The organism is Shewanella algicola (assembly GCF_014648035.1).
In the GTDB taxonomy this organism is placed as follows: Bacteria; Pseudomonadota; Gammaproteobacteria; order Enterobacterales; family Shewanellaceae; genus Shewanella; species Shewanella algicola.
On sequence record NZ_BMQI01000041.1, the window covers coordinates 26,195 to 46,596 of the forward strand.

At 43.1% G+C, this 20,402-nt stretch carries 16 protein-coding genes, 1 pseudogene and 1 riboswitch; of the genes and pseudogenes, 13 read left to right on the plus strand and 4 right to left on the minus strand.

The window, feature by feature from the left end; all coding sequences use genetic code 11:
• Positions 1-63 precede the first annotated feature (63 nt).
• The 11 genes from IEY42_RS16135 to IEY42_RS16185 all read left to right on the plus strand — a co-directional run bounded on the left by IEY42_RS16135 (position 64) and on the right by IEY42_RS16185 (position 11,731).
• Positions 64-975: a LysR family transcriptional regulator gene (locus IEY42_RS16135; protein ID WP_188926197.1), complete on the plus strand. Its 912-nt coding sequence runs from the start codon at positions 64-66 to the stop codon at positions 973-975.
• Positions 976-1,224: 249 nt separating this feature from the next.
• Positions 1,225-2,409 carry a PA0049 C-terminal domain-containing protein gene (locus IEY42_RS16140; protein WP_188926198.1) on the plus strand — a complete coding sequence of 395 codons (1,185 nt, stop codon included), beginning with the start codon at positions 1,225-1,227 and terminating at the stop codon, positions 2,407-2,409.
• Positions 2,410-2,475: 66 nt separating this feature from the next.
• The gene (locus IEY42_RS16145; protein ID WP_188926199.1) at positions 2,476-3,054 is read left to right on the plus strand and encodes a SprT family zinc-dependent metalloprotease; all 579 of its coding nucleotides are present in this window, start codon (positions 2,476-2,478) and stop codon (positions 3,052-3,054) included.
• A gap of 206 nt (positions 3,055-3,260) precedes the next feature.
• Positions 3,261-3,962, plus strand: a complete 702-nt coding sequence (locus IEY42_RS16150) for an endonuclease (protein WP_188926200.1) — start codon at positions 3,261-3,263, stop codon at positions 3,960-3,962.
• Positions 3,963-4,012: 50 nt separating this feature from the next.
• Complete coding sequence (gene rsmE, locus IEY42_RS16155) at positions 4,013-4,753, plus strand: 16S rRNA (uracil(1498)-N(3))-methyltransferase (protein WP_188926201.1); 741 nt, start codon at positions 4,013-4,015, stop codon at positions 4,751-4,753.
• A gap of 37 nt (positions 4,754-4,790) precedes the next feature.
• Positions 4,791-5,738, plus strand: coding sequence for a glutathione synthase (gshB, locus tag IEY42_RS16160; RefSeq protein ID WP_188926202.1), 948 nt, complete (start codon positions 4,791-4,793; stop codon positions 5,736-5,738).
• 106 nt (positions 5,739-5,844) lie between these two features.
• Positions 5,845-7,122, plus strand: a complete 1,278-nt coding sequence (locus IEY42_RS16165) for an alkaline phosphatase (protein WP_229780110.1) — start codon at positions 5,845-5,847, stop codon at positions 7,120-7,122.
• Positions 7,123-7,191: 69 nt separating this feature from the next.
• Positions 7,192-8,229 (plus strand): methyltransferase, encoded by a 1,038-nt coding sequence (locus tag IEY42_RS16170; protein ID WP_188926204.1) that lies wholly within the window; start codon positions 7,192-7,194, stop codon positions 8,227-8,229.
• Between the two features lie 139 nt (positions 8,230-8,368).
• Entirely contained in the window at positions 8,369-10,036 is a 1,668-nt protein-coding gene (locus IEY42_RS16175; protein WP_188926205.1) for a flagellar assembly protein A, read from the plus strand.
• A 47-nt stretch (positions 10,037-10,083) separates the two neighbouring features.
• A complete protein-coding gene (locus IEY42_RS16180; RefSeq protein ID WP_188926206.1) occupies positions 10,084-10,458 on the plus strand; it encodes a DUF4144 family protein in 375 nt (124 codons plus the stop codon).
• A gap of 109 nt (positions 10,459-10,567) precedes the next feature.
• Positions 10,568-11,731 (plus strand): site-2 protease family protein, encoded by a 1,164-nt coding sequence (locus tag IEY42_RS16185; protein ID WP_188926207.1) that lies wholly within the window; start codon positions 10,568-10,570, stop codon positions 11,729-11,731.
• A gap of 82 nt (positions 11,732-11,813) precedes the next feature.
• Here the strand turns inward: IEY42_RS16185 and IEY42_RS16190 are convergent.
• The 3 genes and pseudogenes from IEY42_RS16190 to IEY42_RS16200 form a co-directional block, all read right to left on the minus strand.
• Positions 11,814-12,923: pseudogene (locus tag IEY42_RS16190) on the minus strand (succinylglutamate desuccinylase/aspartoacylase family protein).
• Between the two features lie 3 nt (positions 12,924-12,926).
• Positions 12,927-14,306, minus strand: a complete 1,380-nt coding sequence (gene lysC / locus IEY42_RS16195; RefSeq protein ID WP_188926208.1) for a lysine-sensitive aspartokinase 3 — start codon at positions 14,304-14,306, stop codon at positions 12,927-12,929.
• A 134-nt stretch (positions 14,307-14,440) separates the two neighbouring features.
• A riboswitch (Lysine riboswitch) is annotated at positions 14,441-14,614 on the minus strand.
• Positions 14,615-14,901: 287 nt separating this feature from the next.
• Positions 14,902-15,342, minus strand: coding sequence for a DUF3293 domain-containing protein (locus IEY42_RS16200; RefSeq protein WP_188926209.1), 441 nt, complete (start codon positions 15,340-15,342; stop codon positions 14,902-14,904).
• 689 nt (positions 15,343-16,031) lie between these two features.
• On the opposite strand from IEY42_RS16200, the gene arcA reads away from it, so the two are divergent.
• The gene (gene arcA, locus IEY42_RS16205) at positions 16,032-16,748 is read left to right on the plus strand and encodes a two-component system response regulator ArcA (protein WP_188926210.1); all 717 of its coding nucleotides are present in this window, start codon (positions 16,032-16,034) and stop codon (positions 16,746-16,748) included.
• A 77-nt stretch (positions 16,749-16,825) separates the two neighbouring features.
• On the opposite strand, the gene IEY42_RS16210 is transcribed toward arcA, so the two are convergent.
• Complete coding sequence (locus IEY42_RS16210; protein WP_188926211.1) at positions 16,826-19,120, minus strand: S9 family peptidase; 2,295 nt, start codon at positions 19,118-19,120, stop codon at positions 16,826-16,828.
• 167 nt (positions 19,121-19,287) lie between these two features.
• Here IEY42_RS16210 and IEY42_RS16215 point away from each other — a divergent pair, with 167 nt between their 5' ends.
• The gene (locus IEY42_RS16215) at positions 19,288-20,280 is read left to right on the plus strand and encodes a class 1 fructose-bisphosphatase (protein ID WP_188926212.1); all 993 of its coding nucleotides are present in this window, start codon (positions 19,288-19,290) and stop codon (positions 20,278-20,280) included.
• The last annotated feature ends 122 nt before the right edge of the window (positions 20,281-20,402 follow it).

The following is a 20,402-nucleotide window of genomic DNA, read 5'->3' on the forward strand; positions in this document are numbered from 1 at the left end:
AGGCAAATTACCATATAAACTACCTTGGACGCTTTGTTCCATAAATGAGACAGTGAGACTAAAATGCCCGATTTGAACGGTATGATGCTGTTTGCAGCGGTGGTAAGAGCCAAAGGATTCTCCCAAGCTGCACGAGACATCGGACAACCTAAATCAACAATAAGTCGTAAAGTTGCCCAGTTAGAGGAGCAACTCGGGGTGCGTTTATTACAACGCGACACCCGAAATTTGAGCTTAACGCAAGTTGGCGCACTGTTTTATCAACATTGCGATTCCATTAGTCACGAGATTGAAGCCGCCAAGGCGATTATTGAGAATACCCATACCGATATTTCAGGGTCATTACGCATTGCCATCCCAGTATCATTTTCTCAAGATGTGATTGGTCATTTATGCTCAAGCTTTATGCGACTTTACCCTAACATTGAACTCGACATTCAGTTTACCGATAACGATGTTGGCTTAGTGGGCGAAGGTTACGACATCGCCATTAAATATGGTCCATTACAGTCATCGGATTTAGTTGCCCGATTATTGTTTGAACGCCAACCCATTTTAGTAGCAAGCCCGGGTTACATCAAAAAATATAATAGCCCGGCTACGCCACAAGAACTTGCCCAACATAATGGCATATTATTAGGTACCACACTTTCGGCCCCGATTTGGCCATTAGGTAAAGGCAACCGCAAAATGATGGCGACCTTCAAACGTAAAGTACGGGTAAACAGTGCCAGTATGGTAAAGCGATTAGCGCTCGATGATTATGGCATTGCCATGTTATCGAACACCAGCTGCAAGCAAGAATTAGCATCAGGCAGCCTAGTGCCTATTTTACAAGAATGGCCAATGGAATCGTTTAAAGTGTACGGGGTGTATTCAAGTAGGCGCCAGCTCGCCAGCAACATCAGTGCCTTTTTAGACTTTTTCACTAAACGTTACACCAGCCAAGAATCTTTGCATTCGATGATGGGGTAATCAAATTGATTGTTTGCCCTACTGGCATATTGATTATAAAAAACCAACGCTGAAATCGCATACAATATAACGATTCAATCACGATAAAACATTAGGTTTAACGCCGCTACAAAATGAACTACGCGATAACATTTATCCACTAATGAACAGTTAAGTCGCTGCTATAACTGTGATATAACTGTCACTTATACCCTTAAAGATTGTAAACATAACCATAATAGGGTCACCTGATGACCTTAAGGAACCGTGATGATTAAGTGCAACACTTTAGTAGTGTTAAGTTCATTGGCATTGCTCACTTTTTCTAATTCTGTCATTTCTGGACAACTGCCGAAAAATATCGAAGAGATGCGCGTATCAAAAGCAGGCCAAACCCTGCCGCAAGTGGTTAATCGCTACCAAGCAATTAACGACACACTAGAAGTTAAACTGCAACGTGCGACGGATGAATTGTCGGTAACCGAAATGGCTGCTCAACAAGGCCACCGTTTATGGCAACAAGCAGTAAGAGATGTGCAATCTGGTTATCATGACGACCGCTCGCTGTATTGGAGCCGCTTGAACATGCGCAATACACTTAAGCAGGATAAAGTAGGATTTAATATTGCCGATTGGCAACGCGAAATCTTAGTCAAAACCGTTGAAAAATCATCACGTGGTTTTAGTGACATCGAGTTTGATCCAAACACTCAAATTAATATTCTACTTACCGGTTTTGATCCGTTCTTTTTAGACCGCAATATTGGCCAGAGCAATCCTTCTGGATTGGCCGCACTTACCCTAGATGGTTACCGCTTTACAGTAAATGGTAAAACAGCCCAAATTGAAACCGTGATGATCCCCGTTCGTTTTAGCGATTTCGACAACGGAATCATTGAATCATTACTGACACCGTTTTATCGCGAAAACAGCTTAGACATGGTATTTACCGTCAGTATGGGGCGTGAGAACTTTGATATTGAACGCTTTCCTGCTCGCAACCGTAGTGCCGATGCTCCCGATAATTTAAACGTATTAACAGGTGCCAGTTTTAAACATCCCAAATCACCATTGTTTACCAGTGGTACTTCAAGCGACGGTAAATTGAATGGCCCTGAATTTGTTGAGTTCTCATTGCCGGTTGAATTAATGCAAGCTGTAAAAGGCCACTGGACAGTGAATGACAACCATCAGGTTAGAACCCTTTCACGCGGGCAATTTTTAGCATCGTCATTAGCCGAGTTGCAAAATGAAATCTCTGTTGAAGGCTCTGGCGGCGGTTACTTGTCGAATGAAATCTCCTATCGCAGCATATTATTGCGCGACCAATTTAATTTAACTTTGCCAGTAGGGCACATTCATACTCCGCGAATAAAAGGGTATGATGCGCAAGTTGAATCAGACATTGTTGAGCAAATTAAGGCCATGATTGCTGCAGCTGCGACGAGCTTGTAACGGCATAACCTGAATTGCTACCCAAGCGCTTGAGTAGCAAACGCTACTCAAGCCAAGAATGAAGCCATGTTAAAGAATCTATTTAATTTTACGTCAGCCAAACAAGCCGCGTTGGGCAAACCCAAAGTAAGCACCAAAGCAGCATTAGTATCTTGCTCGGCCAAATCAGCTTTGCAACAGCAAATACTCGATAAAGTAGAAAGCGATTACCAACATGCTGAACGTCATTTTAACCGCCCGTTTCCACGCCCTGTAGTGCAATTTAGTTTACGCGGAAAAAGTGCCGGCACCGCCCATTTGCAAACCAATCGCTTACGCTTTAACCCAGTATTATTAGCCGAAAACCCACACGTGTTTTTGGCTGAAGTGGTGCCACACGAAATTAGCCACTTACTTTGTTACCAGCTGTTTGGCCGAGTAAAACCCCATGGCAAAGAATGGCAAAGCATCATGCTATCCACTTTTAACGTGGCGCCAAAAACCACCCATCAACTGAATATTCAATCGGTAAATGGGCAACAATTTGATTATTTTTGTGGTTGTGGCAACACCACGCTTTCTATTAGACGGCATAATCGAGTGGTGCGTGGCCAAACTCAATATCGCTGTCGTCGCTGCCAACAAACACTTCAATCAGTGCAATAAAACTCAGCGCCATCAACGCATAACATTTTATCAATTGCGTCATCGCACCCTATGCCTTAACATCAGCGCAAAATGACGGATTAACTCCGCAATAAGGGCCTGCTTTGTTTCTAATGTGATTCAAAAGAACAACAGTCCTGACGATTTTCAGTTTATTTTTAGGGTTTATTTTGCGCTTATCTTATTATCACTCATGGCTTTTTTGGGTGTCGCTTTCGTGCGGCATTTTTTTTACTACCGTTCAGGCTGCAGAGCATCCGAGTAGTTTTCGCAAAGCAAAAACCATTGCCAAGAAAATCTACCAGCAAAATCTTCCTTTAAGCACCTTTTATTGTGGTTGTGATATCGCCATTAGTGGCAAGCTTTGGCAAGCCGACCATCCAACGTGCGGCTATAGCGTTCGCAAACAGATCATCCGCGCAAATCGAATTGAATGGGAACACGTGGTACCCGCATGGGAATTTGGCCATCAGCTACAATGCTGGCAAGACGGTGGCCGAAAAAATTGTGGTAAAAACAATGATCAGTTTAAAAAGATGGAAGCTGATTTACACAATTTAGTGCCTGCCATCGGTGAGGTAAACGGTGATCGCAGTAATTATCGCTTTAGTGATTGGAATGGAAAAGCAGACCAATACGGTCAATGCGCAATGATAGTTGACTTTAAAGGCCGTAAGGTACAACCACCCGCGCGTGCTCGCGGCCAAATCGCCCGCACATATTTTTATATGCAACAAACATATGGATTACAAATCAGTAGCAGTCAGCAAAAACTATTTAACGCCTGGGACAAAATGTTCCCAGTAAAGGTAACAGAATGCCAACGTGATAGTTTAATCGCTTCTCGCCAAGGTAATCATAATGATTTTGTACTCAAACAATGCCAAAATAACGGCTTGCTCCATTAATTGAATAACCCATACTGACTTGAGCCATAAATGATAGAAGGTCACCACTGATGAGAGTTCCACGCATTTACCAGCCCATAGACAACCTACAGCAAGGGCAAACCGTTGCGTTAGATGATGACGGCGTCGCGCACATTGGCCGAGTATTGCGTATGGGCAATGGCGACCATATCAGCTTATTTAACGGCGACGGCAATGATTATTTAGCCGAAATTATCGATGCCGGTAAGAAATCCATCACTGTCACGGTCTTAAACTGTGAAGCCAACAACAGTGAGTCACCGCTTGATTTACACCTAGGTCAGGTTATTTCGCGTGGCGATCGCATGGAGTTTACTGTACAAAAATCAGTAGAGCTTGGTGTGACCACAATTACACCGCTTTTTTCTGACCGCTGTGGCGTTAAACTGAACGGTGAACGCCTAGAGAAAAAACTGCAGCAATGGCAAAAGATTGTTATCAGCGCCTGTGAGCAGTCAGGTCGCAGCATAGTCCCTGTTGTGCGCCCAGCCATGACGCTCGCGCAATGGTGTGAAGAACAAACCAATGCAGTTAAGCTCAATTTACATCCGCGCGCATCACACGGTATAAATGGCTTGCAATTAGATGCAGGGAATCACAAAGTGAGACTGTTAATTGGCCCTGAAGGTGGTTTGTCAGATGAAGAAATCGCCATGACTGAAACCCACCATTTCACCGATATATTACTTGGCCCTCGCGTACTGCGCACCGAAACGGCATCGCTAACCGCGATTACCGCACTACAAGTTAAATTTGGCGATATCGGTTAACTCAACCGCTATCCTCCCTAATATAAAGGAAATATCCATGATTAAGCTCGGCATTGTAATGGACCCAATCAGCGACATTAACATCAAAAAAGATTCAAGCTTTGCGATGTTATTAGCGGCACAGGCCCGTGGTTATCAGTTGTTTTATATGGAAATGCACGATCTGGCAATGGTCAATGGCAAAGCCATGGCAAACATGCGTCCGTTAACCGTTAAGCAAGATGCTAATGAGTGGTTTACCCTAGGTGAAGCCGAAGACACGCCATTAGCCGACCTTGATGTCATATTAATGCGTAAAGACCCACCATTTGATACAGAGTTTATTTACGCAACTTATATGCTGGATCGCGCCGAAGAAGAAGGCGTATTAATCGTTAACAAACCACAAAGTTTACGTGATGCTAACGAAAAGCTATTCACGGCATGGTTTTCTGAATTTACCCCAGAGACCATTGTGACTCGTGATGCTAAACGTATTCGTGCATTTCACCAATTAAAGCAAGATATCATCCTTAAGCCATTAGACGGCATGGGTGGCACCTCTATTTTTAGAGTGAAAAAAGACGATCCAAACGTGGGTGTTATTATTGAAACATTAACCAACTATGGTCAGCAATATGCTATGGCACAAGCGTTTATTCCTGAGATCACTCAAGGCGACAAACGTATCCTTGTGGTTGATGGCGAACCCGTCCCTTACGCTTTGGCACGTATTCCAATGAAAGGCGAAACTCGTGGTAACTTGGCCGCAGGCGGCAGTGGCTTAGCCCAACCTCTTTCAGAAAGCGATTGGAAAATAGCCCGCACAATTGGTCCTGAACTCAAAAAACGCGGCTTAATTTTTGTCGGTTTAGACGTCATTGGTGACAAGCTGACAGAAATCAACGTCACGAGCCCAACATGCATTAAAGAAATTGAAGCTGCATTTGATGTCAACATCACCGGTATGTTGATGGATGCCATTGAAGCCCGTATTAACGCTTAACCAGTTAGGATGCATCATGGATTTTTTAACGACATGTAAACGCTCATTAAGCTGTTTATTGCTAATACCTTGCCTTAGTGTGGCAAGTGTATTGGCAAATGATGTAATGATAAGTCCTGCGGTGACTGGATCGGCAAATAGCAACGTACCAACGGCAGGACCAGCCAGACCTAAAAACATCATTATTATGATTGGTGATGGCATGGGGCCTGCGTACACTACGGCCTATCGCTATTACAAAGATAACCCTGAAACCGAAGAGATAGAACAAACGGTGTTTGATCGCTTACTGGTTGGTATGTCGAGTACCTATCCCGCATCAGTCAGTGGCTATGTAACCGACTCAGCTGCATCGGCTACCGCGCTCGCTACCGGGTTCAAAAGTTACAACGGTGCCATTTCTGTCGATACTGAAAAACGTTCGCTGCCAACGTTAATGGAAAAAGCCAAAACATTAGGGTTAGCAACCGGAGTCGCAGTAACCTCACAGGTTAACCATGCTACCCCTGCGGCATTTTTGGCCCATAACGAAAGTCGTAGAAACTACATCGACATTGCAGAGTCTTATTTAAACTCTGACGCCGATGTCATTTTAGGCGGCGGACAACAATATTTCTCTGATTCATTATTGGCTCAATTTACAGCCAAAGGTTATCAGCACATCAACGAGTTTTCGCAACTTGATGCAATAAGCGCCCCTAAGGTATTAGGACTCTTTGCCGACGTACAATTACCTTGGGCCATTAACGACAATCAAAGTCATAAACTCAGCAAGATGACGCAAAAAGCCATCGACCTGCTTTCGCAAAATCAACAAGGTTTTGTATTATTGGTGGAAGGAAGCTTAATTGACTGGGCTGGCCACAGTAACGACATCGCTACCGCAATGGGTGAAATGGACGAGTTTGCTGCAGCCATTGAAGTGGTTGAACAATTTGTACGCCAAAGCAAAGACACTTTGGTCGTAATCACAGCCGATCATAATACTGGCGGCTTGTCTGTTGGGGCGAACGACAAATATGAGTGGAACCCCGCAGTACTGCATAAAGTCAAAGCAAGCCCTGATGAAATTGCCGCGCGTGCTGTTGCAGACAACAATTGGCAAGACGTTATTGCCACACTCATCGGCTTTACGCCAACAGAAGCTGAATACGCATTATTAGACAATGCGCGTATGCAAGGTAATGCACCATTAACCATTGCACTGCGTAAATTAATTGATGTGCACTCTAACACCGGCTGGACCAGCGGCGGTCATACTGCGGTTGACGTTCAGGTATTTTCATCTGGCCCAGGGGCAAGGTTATTTAGCGGTCACCAAGACAACATCGACATAGCCAACAAAGTTATGAGTTTATTGCCTTTATCAGCCGTAAAACAATAACTGTTCGAAACAGCCTTTTGCCTATCGCAACGGGCTGTTATTCATTTATCTTTACCGTGAGTAACCCCTGTGCTAACAAATCCCTCTCAAGCATTAATTAGAAATAGCGAACTTTTTCAACAGCAAAAAGTGCTTATCCTCAATTATGAAGCCGATACATTTGCTAGCCAATGCTTAGAATCAGCAAGCCATGTTACTGCATTAGCCTTTGATTTTAACCATCATCAAACCTTATCACCATATGCCAACAACACATTAGAGTGTTACTTTGGCCATCAATTACCAGATAACTTAGCCAACGAAAAATACGACTGTGTGATTATCTATTTTCCAAAAGCTAAGCCTCTTATGGGTTACTTGTTGCAATTAGCGGCTCAACATATGGCAATCGATGGGTTACTCGTTGTCGTAGGCGAAAACAAAGGTGGAGTTAAGTCTATTGCTAAACTCATGCCGGCGTATTTTTCTGCGCCAATTAAGCAAGATAACGCACGTCATTGCTTGCTCTATACAAGCTACTTAACACAAGCAGCACCACCGTTATTACTGACCGATTGGCTAAGCCAATACACACTAGACACCCCACAAGGGCAACTGCAAATATGTAATTTGGTCGGTGTATTTAGCGAAAAAAGACTCGATCAAGGCACCGAGTTATTGTTGTCACATTTACCCGATAACCTCCAGGGGCGCATACTCGACTTTGGCTGTGGTGCCGGTGTCATAAGCGCTGCACTGCTTAAAGCAAATCCACAACTCAATATTGAATGCATTGATATTAATGCAATGGCCCTCGCCTCTTGCCAGCTGACTCTTGCCGCCAACAATATGCAAGCAAAAGTATATCCATCAGATGGCTTTAACCAAATCACAGGTCAATTTAACGCTATCATTTCTAACCCGCCATTCCACGATGGGTTAACGAGCACCACAGACATCGCGACGCAGTTTGTTAAACACAGTGCGTCGAGCTTAGCCGCTAATGGTATATGGCAAATTGTCGCTAACAGACACTTACCTTACTCTGACACCATTGCAGCTCATTTCGGTAAAGTGAATGTCCAAGCAGAAAATAACAGATATAAGTTGTATTTACATCAAGTCTAATAAGTGTTTATAGCTGGAAATGGATTTCGATATCAGCTAAATTGATCAAAGCTAAGTGACTCACATTTTTTCTTTATTACGATTGTTACTCTATGCTTTCTTTAATTGAGCTGAATAAAAACAAAAAACAAAGGATGTTATGTTAGAGCCCTCAGTAGTCTCATTAAGTGCAGATAAAACCAAAGCAGAATTACGTGTGGTCCCCAATACACACGGGCCGATAACAGTAGAAGATATTACTCTGATACTGAGCCAGCCCGACTTTGTCATGTTATTCCCCATCTCTCCCGCCATCAATAAAGCCGTCACTGAAATCAATGCATTGTGTGGCCAAAAGCCCGGTGATCATGAACTCTTTTTTGTTATTGCTGAACGTAAGGATGGTTCGGTCCTAATTGAAGTCAGTGAAGATAAAATGCACGCAAGTATGACCATTAACTCGGCCTGGGGCGGTAAAGACATCAGTCTGCCAGATATTCTGACGACACTGAAAAGCAAAAAAATAAAAATGGGCTTAAGTAAGCCAAGGATCATGGCACTAATGCAGCGCTTATCCATATTACCTCCAGGTGAAAGTTGCGAGGGGGTAATCGCAAATGGCAAACCTGCGGTTAATGGAGAAAATGCCGTGTTAAGCCGCAAAGTGGCCCTAGCTCGTGAGCGATTGCTGCAGCCTCAAGAACGTGAAGACGGCTCGGTAGACATGCGTAATTTAGGCGCGCTCATCACCGTAAAGCCCAATGACGTATTAATGGTAAAAACCCCTGCCACCATTGGCACTCCAGGTTTTAATGTTCATGGTGATGTACTGCAGCAAATGCCCGGCAAAGATAAGCCTATGGAGCCTGGCACAGGTACTAGCATACACCCTAAAGATCCTAACAAGCTGATTGCCACCTTATCTGGGCAACCGGTAGAAAACCGCAAAGGCATGCAAGTCGATGACATGCTACAAATTAAAGATGTTGATGTCCGCTTTGGCCATGTCAATTTTAAAGGCAGTATTTTAATTACCGGTGACGTACACGAAGGCATGGAAGTGAAAGCCAGTGGCGATGTCACAGTAATGGGCTTTGTCGAGTCTGCCAGCATTGAAGCACAAGGCGATGTCATTGTGAGTAAAGGCGTCATTGGCCGTTTGATTAAAGAGCAAGAGCTCAGCACCAAAATTAAAGCGGGTGGTCAAATATGTGCTCAATTTGTCCAATACTCGCACCTAGAAGCGCAGGGCGATATTTTAGTCACTAAGCAATTACTGCACAGTAACTCAACGTCATGTGGCAGCATTACGGTTAGTGACGCTCAATGTCGACGAGGCGACATTGTCGGAGGGATTGCTACCGCCAATAAAGGGATAAGAGCCATTGCCTTTGGCGCCACCGCGAGTACTAAAACAGTACTCTATTGTGCTATGCAACAGGATGTATTAAAACAACAATTAAAAGAGTTAGATGGCAGCATAAAAGCCATGGTGGTAGCCGGCCTAGAACTCGAAACAAGATTGCGTAAACTACCGCCAAAAAGTGAATGGCAAAACGATGCTGGCATGATTGAACAAGTCAAAATGATGTTAGATCAAAAGCATCAAATGACAGCAGAGCAAGGTAAAGAAGAGGTTGAATACAATCAACAACTCTGTGAAGTTGAGAACTATTATGACCATTACTTTATCAAAGCCGAAAAGCATATTTTCACCAACGTTGAAATCCACATTGGTAATGCCTTTAATCTTACCCAGCGAGAGCACGGGCCCTGTATGGTGAAGAACATCAATCATGAGATATCATACGATTACAGTAACCGATAATTCACTGTACAACTAATAGACCCAATCAACTGAGATTATTGTTCACTATGCAGCAAATACATTGGCCAGCTATTTTGAAATTTGATCAAGATGATGAGCTTATGTATTTGGCCAACCATCAAGATTGGTTAAGCTTTATTTGTGCCAACCAATATACTGTTTGTTTTCAAGATCAGTTGATAGACAGCAGTGGTGATATCTACCTCATAGCAAAGCCACTTGCAGAAACCACCGCCACAGAAAAGAGCATTGCACAACTGCCGCACCTCGTGAAACAACCTCAATCAATAAACGTATTGCAAATATTGCCTTTAGTACGCCAATACGGTCAATTTCAAGGCCATTGTTGCAGCGCAAAAATTGTTTTCACCACAATAGAGCAAGGTATTGCCACTGTTGCAGAGTTAGAACAGCTTTATTAACCCGAGTTCAGCTTTATTAGACAATAAACGCCTCAGCCCCATTGAGCATCAAACAGCGCTCTGGCAAAATGCCCGCATACTCACCGTCTATAAGCTCTGAGAATCCTTAATGGAATTACTAAATATTGAATGTCTAGGTAAACGCTTACGACTAGAAGGCTCAATTGCCGGTTGGCAGCAACTTTATTGGGACAACCAACTGGTGTCACAAAAGTCAGCCAGTGCGAGTGACCAAGCTTTTCATATTCACTCGTTTGAACTCACTCAACAATTTGCGCCACCGGTTAACCCCGTTGATGCACCTAATGACCATTTCGATGAGAATATGGCCAATCAGAATATTGCCACCCACACCAAAGCAATTTCTGTGCGATTAGAAATAGACGTCAACTGGCAGCCTTTTCAACTCGACTATTGCTTACTTGTCGATGATGAACAGATCACGCAAGGGCAACGTACAGTCACAGATATTGAAAAACAAACACCTGAAGTGCCAGTCGCTAAAACGCAAAAACTCAGTGTTGTCGGCTTAGCTTCACTGGGGTTTAAGCTTCTTAAAAGCGCCAAAGTGGTTAAAGTATTATTTGCAGGCGCCAGTGTTGCCGCATACTCATGGCTATTTTCGCTAGAGTTTGCGTTAGCGCTCATTGGTTGTTTAGTGTTTCATGAGTACGGTCATATTAGGGCAATGAAACACTTTGGCATGAAAACCAAAGGCATTTATCTAATCCCGTTTGTAGGCGGGTTGGCCTTAAGCGATGAGCGAATTAACACTCGCTGGCAAGATGTCTATATCTCGATTATGGGGCCGACATTTGGACTGATTTTATCTGTCATCAGCTTAGGTCTGTACTGGATCACCGGCAATATCTTTTTTGCCGGACTCGCTAGCTTTAATGCACTACTCAATCTATTTAATTTATTACCGATTTTACCACTCGATGGCGGCCATATTTTAAAAAGCATCAGCTTTTCAATGAACAGCATGGTCGGCCTAATCGCCTGTGTTTTAGGTGCCGCTGCAGGTGTATTTATCAGCTACACCTTAGGTCTTGCTCTATTAGGCTTTTTACTGCTGATTGGTAGTGTAGAAATTGTCTTTGAATGGCGCGGTCGTCATCAAAGCCACTTACTCCCGCTTGACCGATATGGACAAATTTTCTCAACCGTGTGGTATTTATTAACGGTTGCTGGCTTAGTGGGGATTATTTGGTATTTTGCGAGTTCAGGTGACGATATGTTAGCGATACCACTGCAAATCCTTGGCAGCTAATTTAAGCTCAAGGCCTCTCGAGCAACTTCATTCAGTCAAAGCAAAAACGCCTACTAAATGCAGGCGTTTTTATTATTTTTGTTTACAGCGTAAATACATTGGTCATCACTTTATACAGCTCGGTACCTTGATGCACCGACGCTGATGCAAAGTGCAAAATAGGCACACAATCCATTGGCAAACTTATCACTTGATGCGCCTCATCAGTGCCATATAAGTCCATACGCAATATATTCACTAATGGCTGACCGGCATTAAGTGGTTGGCCGACCACTGCGCAATATTCAATTAAACCCGCTTTAGGTGCATGAAACTTCTTATAGTCTTTTAAGTAGCAACCAAAGCGCGTCATATTAGCCGGCTCTACTTTTTCGCGGATCACCCCTCGATGACTTAAATACGCCAAAATACCTTTAGCATCTTCCAGTGCATCAGCTAAATCAATCCGCTCCTGGCTAGCCAGCTCTAGGGTAAATGCCGACACAGGCACAGTGAATTCACGCCCATGTTGTGCGGCAAAATCTGTGAGTTGCCACCAGGGACAAAATGCCGCCTCATCCATTGCGCCACCAAAGCTATTAGGTATAACCAAAGTGTAAGGAATAGAGAAAAAACGCGCTGCATCAATGTCGTACTCAGGGCAATACAAATGCTTACATGACTTAGGTCCGGTATGTAAATCCAGTACGATATCTGCCTTGTGTGCCATTGATTGCAAGCTTACGGCTAGCCTATGGCCTGTTGTGATACCAAAAGGCTGATTGAGCCTTGCTTGGCACGACTCAACCAACGTTGCACGGTATGCATTAAATAACCCATCATTGGTTAAATGTTGATGCTCTGCATACTAGGCCGTTAAATCAATATTATGGTCAAAATATTCACGGTTCCAATTCACCCCAGTGATCGGGTCAAACCGCCCTAAGGTAAACTCGCCACTTTTTTGATTAATGCCCAACGGATTTGCCAAGGGAGCCAGCTTGATATCACCAAGTACATCGTAGCCTTCGAGCAAGGTCATCAGTTGATAAATAACCGCATTACCTTGCACTTCAGCACCATGAACATTGGCCTGAATATACACGCTTGGTGCCGCATTATCAGAGCCTTGAATATCATAAAGCGGTATGCTGAGGGCTTGCCCTGTGGCAAGCTCTCCCACTTGTATATTCGACCTTATCACCTTACTCATCAATTACGACTCAAACAGATTTTGATGCAAAGCATTAACCACTTGCGCCGCTTCTGGCTCAGACACTAACACGCACAAATTATGCGGACTCGCACCTTGACAAATCATGCGCACATTATGGTTTTCAAGCACCTGGAACACGCGGCTACAAATACCGGCCGTAGACGCAATGCGATTACCAATAATCGCAATTAGCGCTAAATTATCTTCAACACGTACACGACAGTGCTGAGACAGCTCTTGCAGCAATGACTCGCTCAGTAAACCCTGACCACTTGAGTCTGAACCGGTCTTATCTAAGGTCAGCGATACGTTAACTTCAGAGGTGGTAATTAAATCTACTGAAATTTTATGGCGTGCAAGTGTGGCAAAGGTTTCCGCTAAAAAGCCCTGTGCATGGAGCATTTGTAAACTATGCAAATTCAATAAAGTTTGATCGCGGCGTAATGCCACTGCACGAAAAACAGGTGTATCTTCAACTTGATGACGGATCCATGTACCGCCCATTTCAGGAGCTTTACTGGAACCCACAAACACCTGAATTTTTTGTCTTACCGCAGGTAAAATGGTTGCAGGATGCAACACTTTAGCACCAAAGGTTGCCATTTCTGCTGCTTCGTTAAAGCTGATTTCGGCAATTGGGCGTGCATTAGGTGCCAGCCTTGGGTCTGTGGTATAAATCCCGGCAACATCGGTCCAAATCTCTACCGCTGTGGCACTTAATGCTTCGGCAAGTAGCGCTGCAGAATAATCACTACCACCACGGCCAAGTGTAGTCGTACGGCCATCTTGGTCTGCACCAATAAACCCTTGAGTCACGATGACGTATTTTGATAGCAGCGGTTTTAATAAATCGCCCGCCAACGAAGCTATCGCTTCAATATGTGGCTCTGCACGGCCAAAATGGCTATCAGTACGAAGCACCTGACGTACGTCAAAATGATCAGATGCAGTGCCCTTTTCACGGATAACAGCAGAAAATAGAATCGATGAACATTGCTCACCGGTAGAAAGCAATTCGTCCATAATCGCCTTACTGCGATCAAGCTCTAACGACTCACTTAACACAGACATACGGCTCAGAATTTTATCAATACTTGCCGCAACATCTTGTGGGCGCCCCACCTCATCTAAAATGGCGTATTGAATTTGCGCAATTTGCTTTAACAGCGCTAAACGGCGCTCATCGTTCACATTCGCTTGTGTTAGCTCGACCAATAAATTAGTCACACCACTTGACGCACTCACCACCACTAAACGCGTTGCAGGGTTTGCTAACACAATATCAGCACAACGACTCATTGATGCATAATCAGCTACAGAGGTACCGCCAAATTTAGCGACGACTAATTCGGGACGAATATCTTGAGAAGCAGTGCTCATAGCGATGCCTCCGCGATTGGCGAAAGACAATAAAAAAAGATGTGATTTACTAACATGATATACACTCCGAACACACTACGTTCGAAGAGCCTGGTGCTAAGATAACGCACCCTTAAAGAAGGGAAACAGCAATCATCACCAGAAGCTCTCCACCAAAAAACAGGTGACAATCGTTAGGATTCAGCCTATACGACCGGTACCAATGTGTGCCACACAATTTGATACCTCGGCGCTAATCTCCCTCGTAAGTTGTCATCGGATTGGCATCCTCAAACTTACTACCTAGTTAACGCTCCTCTTCTGTGCCTCCCTAAGGAGGGACTTGAAAAATAGCAACAAACCCACTGACAAGTCAATCAACAATCGTAGTAAAAATACACTATTTTACTTATATCCATCTTAATTCAAACAATACAGGCTATTTGCTAAAAATTTACATGCCAGCAACAAGATTGTTCTTTGTAGTGAAAAATCATGCAATAATCCAATAAAAAAACGAAGAAAGCGCAATAACTAAGACAAAGCATAATCATTGGACCCGAATTAGATACAATAATCAATTTACTTATAAAACACCGTCTTCACGGAGCAAAGATTAAATACGAGCACTGATATCAGGCAGCTCACTAACTAGGCGTAACCTATGATTAAAAATACCCATTTCTATCTCAGGCATTACCGTGTCAACACAAGCGACCAAAGATAACCGCCCCTGATTAACATAGTAGATAGCATGTTGATTAAACTCTCTCCCTAGCTCAAGCGCTTGTTCTTTATCGATAAAAATGGCCCAACTTTTCTCCATGTGAGATAAATCTGGTGCCGCACCGATTAATGAACGGTATGGGCTTTTATATTGTTGGATTTTGAATTGAAGCTGGCGATCGAGCAAACGGTTTTGAGAAGGAGTGAGTAATAAACCATGAGGGTTGTGCGCGGTAACAATAGCAAATGGGTAATCATGTGAAAGACGTTGCGTCAGCAAAAAATGCGTGCTTTGGTAGTCATGCCACAATCTATCGATAACATTTTCCATAATATTAATTCGTCAATTTAAGCCAAAATTAGTTTAGCAGAGCCTTATGGATTCTTAAAGGTTGTGACATCAGTCACAAGTATAATATTTAAAATAGGTTTAAAATTATAATGTTATAGAGGTTAATCTTTCATATACCTGACAGTTATATTAATTTTTTAACATTTAATTTGTTAACAAATGTCTAAAACGAGTACAATAATGATTACCAGCTGTTAAATCGACTAGATAAGCTAGTAACAATAGTTTAAACCATCTCTTTCACTATAGTGTTTTAAACAAGTTCACTGGAAGTTAACTACGTTGATGTGCTTAGTTTACACTTGAACGATTTATGTTCTACATTTAATAAACTAATGACAAGAACAGCTTTACGATTAAATTAAGTTTGCAACAAATGGAACTATCTCGATAAATCGTATTCATAGTAGTAAGCCAATTGGCAAAAAATTTAACTTATTAGGCACTAACATGCATTTTGCATCGGCGTAATGAGATTGACTATACGCAAGACAACTCAGTAACCAAAGATAGCGTTACATCAAACGAGTTAAATAAGAGTGTTTTATTCAGGGCAGACATAGATAAACACCATAAAAATACTGGAGTATCAGCGTTAATTAATGCGCGATAACAACTTACTAGCAACGAAACGCTAGAGTCGAATTTTATAAAATTAGGTAAATATCATGCAAAACCCGCACATTCTGATTGTTGAAGACGAAGCCGTAACCCGTAATACATTGCGCAGTATTTTTGAAGCCGAAGGCTATGTTGTGACAGAAGCTAACGACGGCGCAGAAATGCACAAAGCCATGCAAGATAATAAAATTAACCTAGTGGTGATGGACATTAACTTGCCAGGCAAAAACGGGTTATTACTTGCTCGCGAATTACGTGAAATAAATAATATTGGTCTTATTTTCTTAACCGGCCGTGATAACGAAGTTGATAAAATCCTTGGTCTTGAAATTGGCGCAGATGACTACATCACCAAGCCTTTCAACCCGCGTGAATTAACAATTCGTGCTCGTAACCTATTAACTCGCGTAAACAGTGCTGCAGCAGAAACAGAAGAAAAAGGTTCTGTTGAATATTACCGTTTCAATGGCTGGAGCTTAGAAATTAACAGCCGTTCTTTAGTGAACCCACTAGGTGAATCTTATAAGCTTCCACGCAGCGAATTCCGTGCGATGCTTCACTTTGTTGAAAACCCTGGTAAGATTTTAACTCGTGCTGATTTACTATTAAAAATGACAGGCCGTGAGTTAAAGCCTCATGACCGCACTGTTGACGTCACAATCCGTCGTATTCGTAAGCATTTTGAAAGCTTAGCTGATACGCCAGAAATCATCGCGACTATCCACGGTGAAGGCTATCGCTTTTGTGGTGACTTAGAAGACTAATCTTGTAGGTTATCCAATAAAAAAACCAGGTGATTAACCTGGTTTTTTTATGTCCGCTTTTAGCGATTAATTTATGATTATTTTAATTGTTGGTCTAAAAATGCAGCTAACGATTTATATAAGTGATTACGCACTTTCTCGCCGCGCATTGAATGCTTAGACCCTGGGTAATCCATCATCTGAAATAATTTACCTTCATCTTGCAATGCTTTATAAACGCGCGTGCTGTTTTCAAACAACACATTATCATCCGCCATGCCGTGGTACATCAACAGGCCAGACTGGTAATTGCTAACATAAGGCAAAATACTGCTGGCATCATAACCTTGTTTATTGGTTTCAGGATCCCCCATATAACGCTCGGTATAATGGGTATCGTATAAACGCCAATCGGTAACCGGCGCCCCTGAAATAGCCGCTTTAAAATAATCTGGCGCCTTAAATTGGCTCATTAATGCCATATAGCCGCCGTAACTGTGACCATAAATTGCCACGTTGTCGCCATCAATAAATGGCAGGCTGCGTAAGTAATCCACACCCACTTTTTGATCGTTTACCTCAGCATCTCCCATATTTTGATAAATCACATACTCAAACTCAGTACCACGATGAGCCGAGCCACGGTTATCTAATTGAAATACGGCATAACCTTGTTGCAATAAGTATTGAGTAAAATAATCAGACTCGCTCCAACTGTTGACGACTAACTGGGCATGTGGGCCACCATAAACACGCACCACCACAGGATATTTTTTATTAGCATCAAACGGCACAGGTTTAAATAAACGGTACATTAATGGCTGACCATCTTCCGCTTTTAATTGGCCAAACTCAGGCATTTGCCATAGCCCAGCCACATCATATAACGGGTGTTTGCTATTGATTAGGTTTTGTTCAACCCAGGCTAATCGATTACCACTGTCGTTGTGTAAGCTGATCTGTGGCGGCTGCTGTAGGCTACTAAAATAATCTAAATATACTGGGCTTTTATCAGCAAAAACCGCAGCATGCATTCCTGCACTTTGGCTAATTCGCTCGATTGAGTCGGCACCTTTGTTTAAATTAACCCGATATAAATGACGCTCAACTACACTGTCTTTACGGCCACTAAAATACACCCAGCCGCTGGCCTCATCGACAAATTCAAGCGCATCAACCGCCCAATCTCCCTGGGTTAATTGTTTGAGCTGCTTTCCTTGTAAATCAAATAAATACAAGTGATTAAACCCGTCACGCTCAGAGCCCCAAATAAAGGCAGACTGCTGCTTTAAAAAATGCAGGTCATCGTTGAGGTTTATCCAGGCTTGGCTGCGCTCTTCAATCACTGTGTTAACTTGTTCTGGTTGGCTTACAGCTGCAATGCGTAAATCTAATGCTTGTTGATTACGACTTTGCCACTGAAAAGACACATGCTTGCTGTCGGGTAGCCATTCAACACGCGGTAAATACATGTCTTTTTGTTTGCCCAGATCAATCCAATTGACACTCTTATCGTGCAAACTCACGACACCAAGGGCGATTTCAACATTAGCTTTACCGGCATAAGGATAACGTTGTTCGGTTAATTTAATGCCTTCTGCATAAATCTCATTTCGTGTCACCAGCTCAACACCTGATTCATCAATTCGAGTAAAAGCAATAGCTGACTCATCCGGCGCCCACCAATAGCCCGTCATGCGATCCATTTCTTCCTGGGCGACAAACTCAGCCATGGCATTTTTGATCGGACCTTTACCGTCGGTTGTCAACGCGATTACTTGTTGAGACGCTAATGACAACACATAAAGGTTTTGATCGCGTACAAATGACACATAGCGCCCTTTTGGCGACAAACGCGCGTCCGTTGCAAAGCCTTCACCCGTGTTAAGCTCAGTGACTTTATTGCTGGCTACATCATATAAATACAATTGCCCAGCGGCAGGAATTAAAATACTTTGGCTGTTTTCAGACCAAAAGTATTCCATGATCCCTTCACCGTAAATTCGCTGGCGTTCACGGCGCGCTTTTTCTTCGTCAGACAACTCACCACTGGCAAGCAGGTCAGCATTAATCAATACACTGCGCTCACCCGTGGCGATATTCATTTGCCACAAATCATAAAAATGTTGGTTATCGGCGCGGCTCGATAAATAGGTCACTCGTTTGCCGTCTGGTGATAATGCCAGGCCCCGCGGGCTTGAACCTGCTAATGCGGGAGAAGCATGAATACGCTCAATAGTGAGTGGCGTTTTATTGCCGTTTATTGCACTTAACGGTGCGGTAGTAAGTGAAGTCATAGCACTGCCTTGGTCTGCTGCAAAAATCTGGCTAGTAAAGAGAAACGGTACGGCAGTCATTGCCGCTAAAGCATGCTGCTTCCATGTTGTTGTCATTATTATTAATCCTTAGGGGCAATCAATCAGTCAACATTTTGCCTTAATTTGCAGTAAAACCAAAACCTCAGATAACAATCGCTGAAATTAGCCTCATTGTGGGGTATGATTTGCCTATAAAATGAATAACATCGACCTTAACCTCGCAAAATCTCATAGGAAAAATCATGCAGACTTTGGCCCAAACCCTCAGTGCTCAAGCAGTAAATGCGTCACTCACGCAATTGCTGTTCACTTTAGCAGAAACCTCAATCGCCATTAGCGGTGCCGTTCGTCACGGCGCGTTAGCAGGTGTATTAGGCGCAACAGAGCAAGAAAACGTTCAAGGTGAAACCCAGAAAAAACTGGATGTGATCACTAACGACATGCTTAAAGACGCTTTAAAGGCTGACGCAACAGTGCGCGGTATCGCTTCTGAAGAAGAAGATTACGTTGTAGAGGCCAATGCACAGGGTGAATACCTAGTGAGTTTTGATCCTTTAGATGGCTCATCTAATATCGATATTAACTCGTTAGTGGGTACGATCTTTTCGGTATTACCTGCACCTGCTGGCGAATTTAACGAGCAAAGCTTTTTACAAGCTGGGCGTAAACAAGTTGCTGCAGGCTACGTGCTTTATGGCCCATCAACTATGATGGCATTAACCACAGGCAAAGGTACACAGTTTTATACCCTAGACCCAGACAGCCAAACCTTTTTGCTGACCAACGACAATGTACAAATCACCCCAGATACGGCTGAATTTGCCATTAACATGTCCAATCAACGCTTTTGGGAAGCGCCAATGCAAACCTACATTGCCGACTTGCTACTGGGTAAAATAGGCCCTCGCGACCAGTCTTTTAACATGCGTTGGATTGCCGCTATGGTGGGTGATGTGCATCGTGTTTTGTGTCGCGGCGGTATTTTTACCTACCCAACAGACAATAAAAACCCGGCTAAACCTTTTAAATTGCGTCTAATGTATGAAGCCAATCCAATGGCATTGCTTGTTGAGCAAGCTGGCGGTAAAGCCTCAACAGGTTACGAGACTATTTTGGATATTCAACCAACTGAAATCCACCAGCGCGTAGCCGTGATTTTAGGTAGTGCGAATGAAGTTGATACCTGCTTAAGCTATCACGATATTGATTACAGCGATGAGCCATCAATTGACTAACTAATCAGTCTTCAAAAAACCGCCAAAAGGCGGTTTCAGATTAATGACAAACCCCCACTTTTTTTAAAAGTGGGGGTTTTCTTTTACTAGTTTATTCGTCTTTCACGACTTTTATTTAAAAA